The organism is Labrys okinawensis (genome assembly GCF_002982075.1).
Taxonomy (GTDB): Bacteria; Pseudomonadota; Alphaproteobacteria; order Rhizobiales; family Labraceae; genus Labrys; species Labrys okinawensis_A.
This window is the reverse complement of the sequence record NZ_PUEJ01000003.1, coordinates 728,578-735,294: the sequence shown is the minus strand read 5'-3', so window position 1 is coordinate 735,294 and position 6,717 is coordinate 728,578. Positions and strand designations below refer to the sequence as shown.

At 62.3% G+C, this 6,717-nt stretch carries 7 protein-coding genes and 1 pseudogene; all 8 read right to left on the bottom strand.

All coding sequences use genetic code 11. The features are described 5' to 3' along the window. Nucleotides 1-632: pseudogene (locus C5L14_RS10375) on the bottom strand (IS630 family transposase); the annotation flags it as partial. An 87-nt stretch (nt 633-719) separates the two neighbouring features. Beyond that, nucleotides 720-1,496 carry an amino acid ABC transporter ATP-binding protein gene (locus C5L14_RS10370; protein ID WP_105861929.1) on the bottom strand — a complete coding sequence of 259 codons (777 nt, stop codon included), beginning with the start codon at nt 1,494-1,496 and terminating at the stop codon, nt 720-722. A 21-nt stretch (nt 1,497-1,517) separates the two neighbouring features. Next, nucleotides 1,518-2,174, bottom strand: coding sequence for an amino acid ABC transporter permease (locus tag C5L14_RS10365; protein ID WP_105861928.1), 657 nt, complete (start codon nt 2,172-2,174; stop codon nt 1,518-1,520). Beyond that, entirely contained in the window at nt 2,174-2,821 is a 648-nt protein-coding gene (locus C5L14_RS10360) for an amino acid ABC transporter permease (protein WP_105861927.1), read from the bottom strand. Before C5L14_RS10360 ends, C5L14_RS10365 begins: the two co-directional genes overlap by 1 nt. Nucleotides 2,822-2,971: 150 nt before the next feature. Then, nucleotides 2,972-3,790: a transporter substrate-binding domain-containing protein gene (locus C5L14_RS10355; RefSeq protein WP_105861926.1), complete on the bottom strand. Its 819-nt coding sequence runs from the start codon at nt 3,788-3,790 to the stop codon at nt 2,972-2,974. Nucleotides 3,791-4,092: 302 nt separating this feature from the next. Further along, a complete protein-coding gene (locus C5L14_RS10350) occupies nt 4,093-4,539 on the bottom strand; it encodes a DNA polymerase III subunit chi (protein WP_105861925.1) in 447 nt (148 codons plus the stop codon). A 13-nt stretch (nt 4,540-4,552) separates the two neighbouring features. Next, nucleotides 4,553-5,173, bottom strand: a complete 621-nt coding sequence (locus tag C5L14_RS10345) for a glutathione S-transferase family protein (RefSeq protein WP_181161107.1) — start codon at nt 5,171-5,173, stop codon at nt 4,553-4,555. Next, entirely contained in the window at nt 5,170-6,666 is a 1,497-nt protein-coding gene (locus C5L14_RS10340; RefSeq protein ID WP_105861923.1) for a leucyl aminopeptidase, read from the bottom strand. The genes C5L14_RS10345 and C5L14_RS10340 overlap by 4 nt, the downstream gene beginning before the upstream one ends. Nucleotides 6,667-6,717: the final 51 nt, after the last annotated feature.

The following is a 6,717-nucleotide window of genomic DNA, read 5'->3' as shown; positions in this document are numbered from 1 at the left end:
GAAACTCTCGCCGTTGATCGGACCATCCAGGACCCAGGGTGCTTCCACCCGATCATGGCGCAGAGCGGCAATGAAGGTCTGGGTCTTCCAATGGCCATGGGGAACGACGGCCTCGAGCCGCTCGCCGCATTTGCTCCAGCCGCGGAGCGGGGCCATGTTGGTCTTGGTCCAAGTTTCGTCGATGAACACAAGCCGCTCGGGGGTGATCAGGGGACGGTATTTGATCCATTGCTGCCGGCGCCGGGCGACGTCGGGCCGGCTGCGCTCGCTGGCGACCAGCGTCCTTTTTTAAAACTCAGCTTCTGCTCGTGCAGGAAATTCCACACACTGTGATGGTCGACCTTGAGCCCGCGCTCGGCCAATTCCTTGATCAACTTGGCGATCGTGAAGGCACTTCCGTCTCGGCAGCGCCCAACCAGCCAGTCATGATGCTCACCGCTGATCGCGCGCGGCTTATGGCCCCCCATCTTCCCCGGCGCCACACTGCCGTTTGCCTTGTCCCGCTGCAGCCAAAGCACCGCCGTCGAAACCGCTATGCCAAAACGCAGCACCGCCTGGTTGCGCGAAAACCCTTCTTCCTTGACCGCTCGAACAACCCGCTCACGAAGGTCCATCGAATAAGGAACTGCCATTCGCTGCGGCCTCCTCCGCCGCAGCTATCTTGAATCACTTCTCAATCGATTTGGGAATCCAACGATTCAACCAAAAATCACCCTGCTCTAGAAACTGTTGCGCTCGTTATAGGTGCGCAGGAAGGACTGGATGCGCTTGTCGGCCGGATCGTGGAAGATCGCCGCCGGCGTATCGACGGCGACCAGTTCACCCGCTTCCATGAAGGCCACCTGATCGCCGACATGGGCGGCAAAACCCATTTCGTGGGTGACAACCACCATGGTCATCCCCTCGGCGGCAAGCTGCTTCATCACGTTCAGCACCTCCCCGACCAGCTCGGGATCGAGCGCCGAGGTCGGCTCGTCGAACAGCATCAGCTTGGGTTCCATGGCGATGGCGCGGGCGATGGCGACGCGCTGCTGCTGCCCGCCGGAAAGCCGGCCGGGATGGCTCGTCATCTTGTCCGCCAGCCCGACCTTGCGCAGCGCCTCCGCCGCGCGCGCGCCGGCCTCGGCTTTGGAGAAGCCGCGCACCTGGACGAGCCCTTCGGCGACGTTCTGCAGCGCGGTCATATGCGGCCACAAATTGAACTGCTGGAACACCATGCCGATGCGCCGGCGCATGTCGCGCAGCTTGCCCGAGCCCATACGTTTGCCGCCCGGACTCTCATAGCCGATCAGCCGGCCGTCGATGCGGATCTCGCCGGCATCATACTCCTCGAGGAAGTTGATGCAGCGCAGCAGGGTCGACTTGCCCGATCCGGACGGGCCGATCAGGCAGGTGACCTTGCCGGGAGGGACCGAGACCGAGACCTGCTTCAGCGCCTGGAACGGCCCGTAGAACTTGTCGACCTTGCGGATCTCGACGGAGGAGGCCTGCTCCATGTCAGTTTCTTTCGATCATGGTCAGCGTCTTTCGATCATGTAGTGGGTCACGCGGCTCTCCAGCCAGCGGCCAAGCCGGGAGACGAACTCCACCAGACCCCAGAAGAAGAGGGCCAACGCTAGGGTGGCCTCGAAATAACGGAAGGTCTCGGTGATCATCCGGTCCACCTGATAGCGCAGCTCGGGCACCGTGATGGTCGAGAGCACCACCGTCTCCTTGGTCAGGATGATGGCGAAATTCACGAGCGCCGGCAGGGATGACACCAAGGCGAGCGGCAGCAGGATGCGCCTGATGATGGCGAACTCGCTCATGCCGATGGTACGCGCCGCCTCGATCTGCCCCAGTGGTACCGCGTTGAAGCCCGAGCGGAAGATCTCGGCGAAATAGGGACTGCCATAGATCGACAGGCCGATCAGCCCGGCCGACAGGGCTTCCAACCTCAAGCCGAAGGCGGGACCGCCATAATAGAGCACATAGAGCTGAACCAGGAACGGGGTGCCGCGAATGGCCTCGACATAGACGACGAGCAGCCAGCGCAACGGTGCCGGCCCATAACGCTGCGCCAGCGCGATGACGAGGCCCAGGACGACGGAACAGGCGGTGCCGACCAGCCAGCACAGCACCGTCATGCCGAAACCGCGCAGCAGCGCCGGCCCGTAATGAGCGATCAGCTCCATCAAGCCGCCATCCTTCGTTCCAGGTATCGGCCGAGCGCGGCCAGACACAGATTGATCACGAGATAGAGGCATCCCGCCGCGACATAGGCTTCGAGCGGGCGATAGCTTGCGCCGGCTTCCGCCTGGCTGGCACGCGTAATCTCCCAGATGCCGACGAGGGAGACCAGCGAGGAGGCCTTGACCAGCAGGATGAGTTCATTGACCAAGGCCGGCAGCGACAGGCGCACCGCCTGGGGCAGAATGATCCGTGTCCAGATCGTCCGCGGCAGCATGCCGATAGCCGTTGCCGCCTCTCCCTGCCCGACTGGCAACGCATTGATGGCGCCGCGCCAGATCTCGGCGACATAGGCACTGGAGCACAAGCCGACCGCCAGCACCGCCGCCACGATCGGCGGCACGTTGATGCCGATCACCGGCAGGAGATAGAACACCAACAGCAGCTGCACCATCAGAGGCACGCCGCGAAAGAAGCTGATCCACACCGCAGCGACCGTTTTCAGGGCGCGCGAAGGCGACAACGCACCGGCGCAGATCAGGGCGCCGACGGCGAGCCCGATCACAATCCCCAGTCCGGAGACGATCAGCGTATAGGGCGCTCCCAGCGCAAGCGCGTGGAAGCTCTTGATGAAGGCATTCAGCGAGAACATGCACACCAGGGCGGCGGTCGAAGTGCGGCGCCAGTGGGGCGCCGCACCTTCCAGGTTATTTACCTAAGTCGCTTGGTCCAATCACCTGGCCCAAATCACCTGGCCCAAATCACTTGGCCCAAATCACTTGGCTCAGTCACTTGGCCTCACTCATTTGGCCGGCACGTCGAGCGGCAGTTCGGTATATTTGCCGAGCCACTTCTCCTGGATCGCCTTGATGCGCCCATCCTTGGTCATCTTGGCGATGGCGTCCTTGATGGCGCCGGCAAAGCTCGCGCTGTCGTCACCCTTTCGGAGCACCCAGGCAAAATAAGTCGGCCTGCCGAAAGTCGAAACTTCAGGCAAGGCAAACACGTCGCCACGCTGCTTGACGAGATAGGCAAGATTGGGTGCCGAGCCCGCCACGGCATCGAGGCGGCCGGCGGCAAGATCGGCATAGGCCTCGTCGGTGGTGCCATACTCCTTGATGGTGACATTGCCGACCTTGGCGCCGAATTCCTGCAGCTGCTTGAACTGCGCCGTGCCCTGCTGCACGCCGACTGTCTTGCCGGCGATATCCTCCGGCTTGTTGATATCCTTGTTGGCGGCGGCCTTGACGATGCCGACGGTCGCGTCGGCGATCGGCGGGGTGAAGGTATAGCGCTCGAGCCGTTCCGGCGTGATCGTCACCGGCGCGATGACGATGTCGAATTTCGACACTTCGAGGCCTGGAAGCTGGGAGGTCCAGGGCAAGTCCTGATAGACGGGTTCGACGCCGATCTCCTTGGCGACATTGTCGAACAGGTCCTTGGTCATGCCTTGATAGGCGCCGTCGACGACCATGTCGAACGGCGCATAGTGCATATCCGTCGCAGTCACGATCTTACCGGCGCTCTTGACGTTGGCCAGCTGATCGGCCGACGCCGTACCCGTGAGCCCGCCGAAAGCAAGCCCCAGCAGCGCGCCGCGCAATAGGGTTCCAATTTTCATTATGTTCTCCACCTGGATGGCCGTCGGATTGAACCTGCTTTTTTTCACACCGTCGAGAGAGGTTTTCGTGTTCCACCCACCTTCTGCGGTATCAGCCTGCCGCCCGGCAGGAGCGGGGCGCTCCGGCTTTGGAAGCCGGTTGGCCTGTATTTCGTCCCCATCCAGCGATGCCGGGCGCTATAGCGTTTTGCGATTAGACGGAGTCACCTAGAATCGCAAAGACGCTTCAGAACAATGAGTTAGAGCAAATAAGCGTTCACGCTTGAACGCGCTTTGCTCTAGCGATGGCTTGGGCAGCGGGATTACGCCTTCTTCTCCCAGCGCCCCTCCTCGCTCTGCTGCCAGTAGGTTGCGGCAAAGCCCAGTTCCTTGGCCTGCTTCCATTGATCCCGTGCACCCTGCACGGCCTCGGCGTCGTTGCCGTCGAACATCAGCACGATGCGCTCATAGCTCGGCGCATCCGGCGGCAGGGGAGCACCATCGACGAGGAAACGGATAGCGGCCCCGTTGGGGTTGCCCTCATGCGTCACCAGCACGATCGGCTGCGCGGGGCCATCATCGCTCTCCAGGCCATGCGGCAGGAAGGCTTCATCATTATAGGTCCAGAGCATGTCGTCCAGCGAGCGCAGGCGCTCCTGTGGCCCCTGCACCGCGCAGCGCCAACCGCGCTGCAGGGATTTTTCCAGAAGGCCCGGCAATACCCGTTCGAGCGGGGCCCGCTGGAGATGATAGAAAAGCAATTCCGTCATCGCCTCGCCTTTCTCAATAGCGGCTTTCCGATGATCGCGTCCGCACCATGGCAGATGCGCTTCGGACACAATGCCACCATTCCTTCAATGCCGGCACGCGATCGATCAATTCGCTTCCAGCCGCCACGCTGTCGGCAACGGCCAGGACGGGTGCGAGGTAGCACCAAGCCAGGTTGGGAGAAAGCCCGACGCCCCCTTCGCCCACCAATTCCTGGAGGGCGCGCAATGCCGTCTCGGCTTCCGTCAGCGTCTCCTGGGCCGGCATCGTGCCATCGCGCCCCCATTGCGGCACGTAGATACCCCAGACGAGCGGCCGATAGGCGTAATTGTCGACCACGCGCATGATCTGGCGCATGCGCATCGCGGTGCGGGCATCGGCGGGTATCAGCGAAGGCTCGGGGAGCAGCGCCTCGAGATAATGGGCAATGGCATCGGTCTCATAGACCACCATTCCATCGATCTCGATGCATGGAATACGCCGGAACGGATGGCGCCGCTCATAGTCATCCGGCAGACCTCCATCGTCGAAAATGTCAGCCATGACAAAGTCATGACCGACATTCTTGAACTCGAGAATCAGCCGGATGATCCGTGTGTAGACGCTGTCAGGCGTACCGAACAGCGTGATTCTCACCCTTCGTAATGCTCCGCCACCAGCCGGTCGAGCAGGCGCACTCCCCAGCCCGAGCCCCAGCTGCGGTTGACGTCGCTGGCGGGCGAACCCATGGCGGTGCCGGCGATGTCCAGATGCGCCCAGGGCGTCTCGTTGACGAAGCGCTGCAGGAACTGGGCCGCGGTGATCGAGCCGCCATTGCGGCCGCCCGTGTTCTTCATGTCGGCGAATTTGGAATCGATCAGCTTGTCGTATTCCGAGCCGAGCGGCATGCGCCAGACCCGCTCGCCCGTCGCCTGCCCCGCCATGAACAGGCGTCCCGCCAGTTCGTCATTGTTGGAGAAGAGACCGGCATATTCCTGGCCAAGCGCGACCATGATGGCACCGGTGAGCGTGGCGAGATCGATCATGAATTGCGGCTTGTACTTGTCCTGGATGTACCAGAGCACATCCGCCAGCACGAGCCGGCCCTCGGCGTCGGTGTTGATGATCTCGATGGTCTGGCCCGACATCGAGGTGACGATGTCGCCCGGACGCTGGGCCTTGCCGTCAGGCATGTTCTCGACCACGCCGATGGCTCCGATCACATTGGCCTTGGCCTTGCGGGCGGCAAGCGCATGCATGAGCCCGACCACGCAGGCCGCGCCGCCCATGTCTCCCTTCATGTCCTCCATGCCCGAGGCCGGCTTGATGGAAATGCCGCCGGTGTCGAAGGTCACCCCTTTGCCGATGAAGGCGACAGGCTTGGCCTCGCGATTCTTGGCGCCGTTCCAGCGCATCACCACCAGGCGGCTATCATGCTCGGAGCCCTGGCCGACGCCGAGTAACGCGCCCATGCCGAGCTTCTTCATGGCCTTGACGTCGAGAATCTCGATTTCGACGCCGAGTTCCTCCAATTCGGCCGCCCGCTTGGCAAAGGCTTCGGGATAGAGCACGTTCGGCGGCTCGTTGACGAGATCGCGGGCAAGCCTGACTCCGCCGGCGATTGCCTCGCGGGACTTGGCGGCCTTCTTGGCCGCTCCTTCCGCCGCGCTGGCGATCGTCAATTCAAGGACCTTATGCGCCGCATCGTCCTGCTTGCGAGTCTTGTAACGCTCGAACTTGTAAGCTCTCAGCCGGGCGCCGAGGGCGAAGTCCGCCACCTGTTCGGCGGTCACCGCAATACCCGGGAGGTCCAGCACCACGGTCGCCGACCTCGCCGAGGCCGGCAGCTTCCCGATCGCGCTGCCTCCGGCCTTGACCCAATCGGTGCGGGCGCTTTCTTCGGACTTGCCGAGCGAAATCACGATGACCCGATCCACTCCCAAGCCCAAAGGCGCAAGAATGTCGAGGGAGCTCAGCGCCTTCCCCTTGAAATTATCGGCGGAAGCCGCACGTTTGACCAGACTGCCGATACCCGGTAGAGCAGCTTCCGTTTCAGGCGATACCGCCAAATCGATATTTGTGAATATGACGGCAATGCCGTCGCCAATTTTCTCGACTTTTGAAAAAGACAGTTTCAATTCGGAAACCATAATTGATGCCCATTCTAGGAAGTTGCCGCGCGGTTGACGGCTTGTTGGGAC

Excerpts from the sequence above, each read along its gene's own strand:
- C5L14_RS10370 (WP_105861929.1), bottom strand. The coding sequence starts at position 1,496 with ATGGAGCAGGCCTCCTCCGTCGAGATCCGCAAGGTCGACAAGTTCTAC.
- C5L14_RS10365 (WP_105861928.1), bottom strand. The coding sequence starts at position 2,174 with ATGGAGCTGATCGCTCATTACGGGCCGGCGCTGCTGCGCGGTTTCGGC.
- C5L14_RS10360 (WP_105861927.1), bottom strand. The coding sequence starts at position 2,821 with ATGTTCTCGCTGAATGCCTTCATCAAGAGCTTCCACGCGCTTGCGCTG.
- C5L14_RS10355 (WP_105861926.1), bottom strand. The coding sequence starts at position 3,790 with ATGAAAATTGGAACCCTATTGCGCGGCGCGCTGCTGGGGCTTGCTTTC.
- C5L14_RS10350 (WP_105861925.1), bottom strand. The coding sequence starts at position 4,539 with ATGACGGAATTGCTTTTCTATCATCTCCAGCGGGCCCCGCTCGAACGG.
- C5L14_RS10340 (WP_105861923.1), bottom strand. The coding sequence starts at position 6,666 with ATGGTTTCCGAATTGAAACTGTCTTTTTCAAAAGTCGAGAAAATTGGC.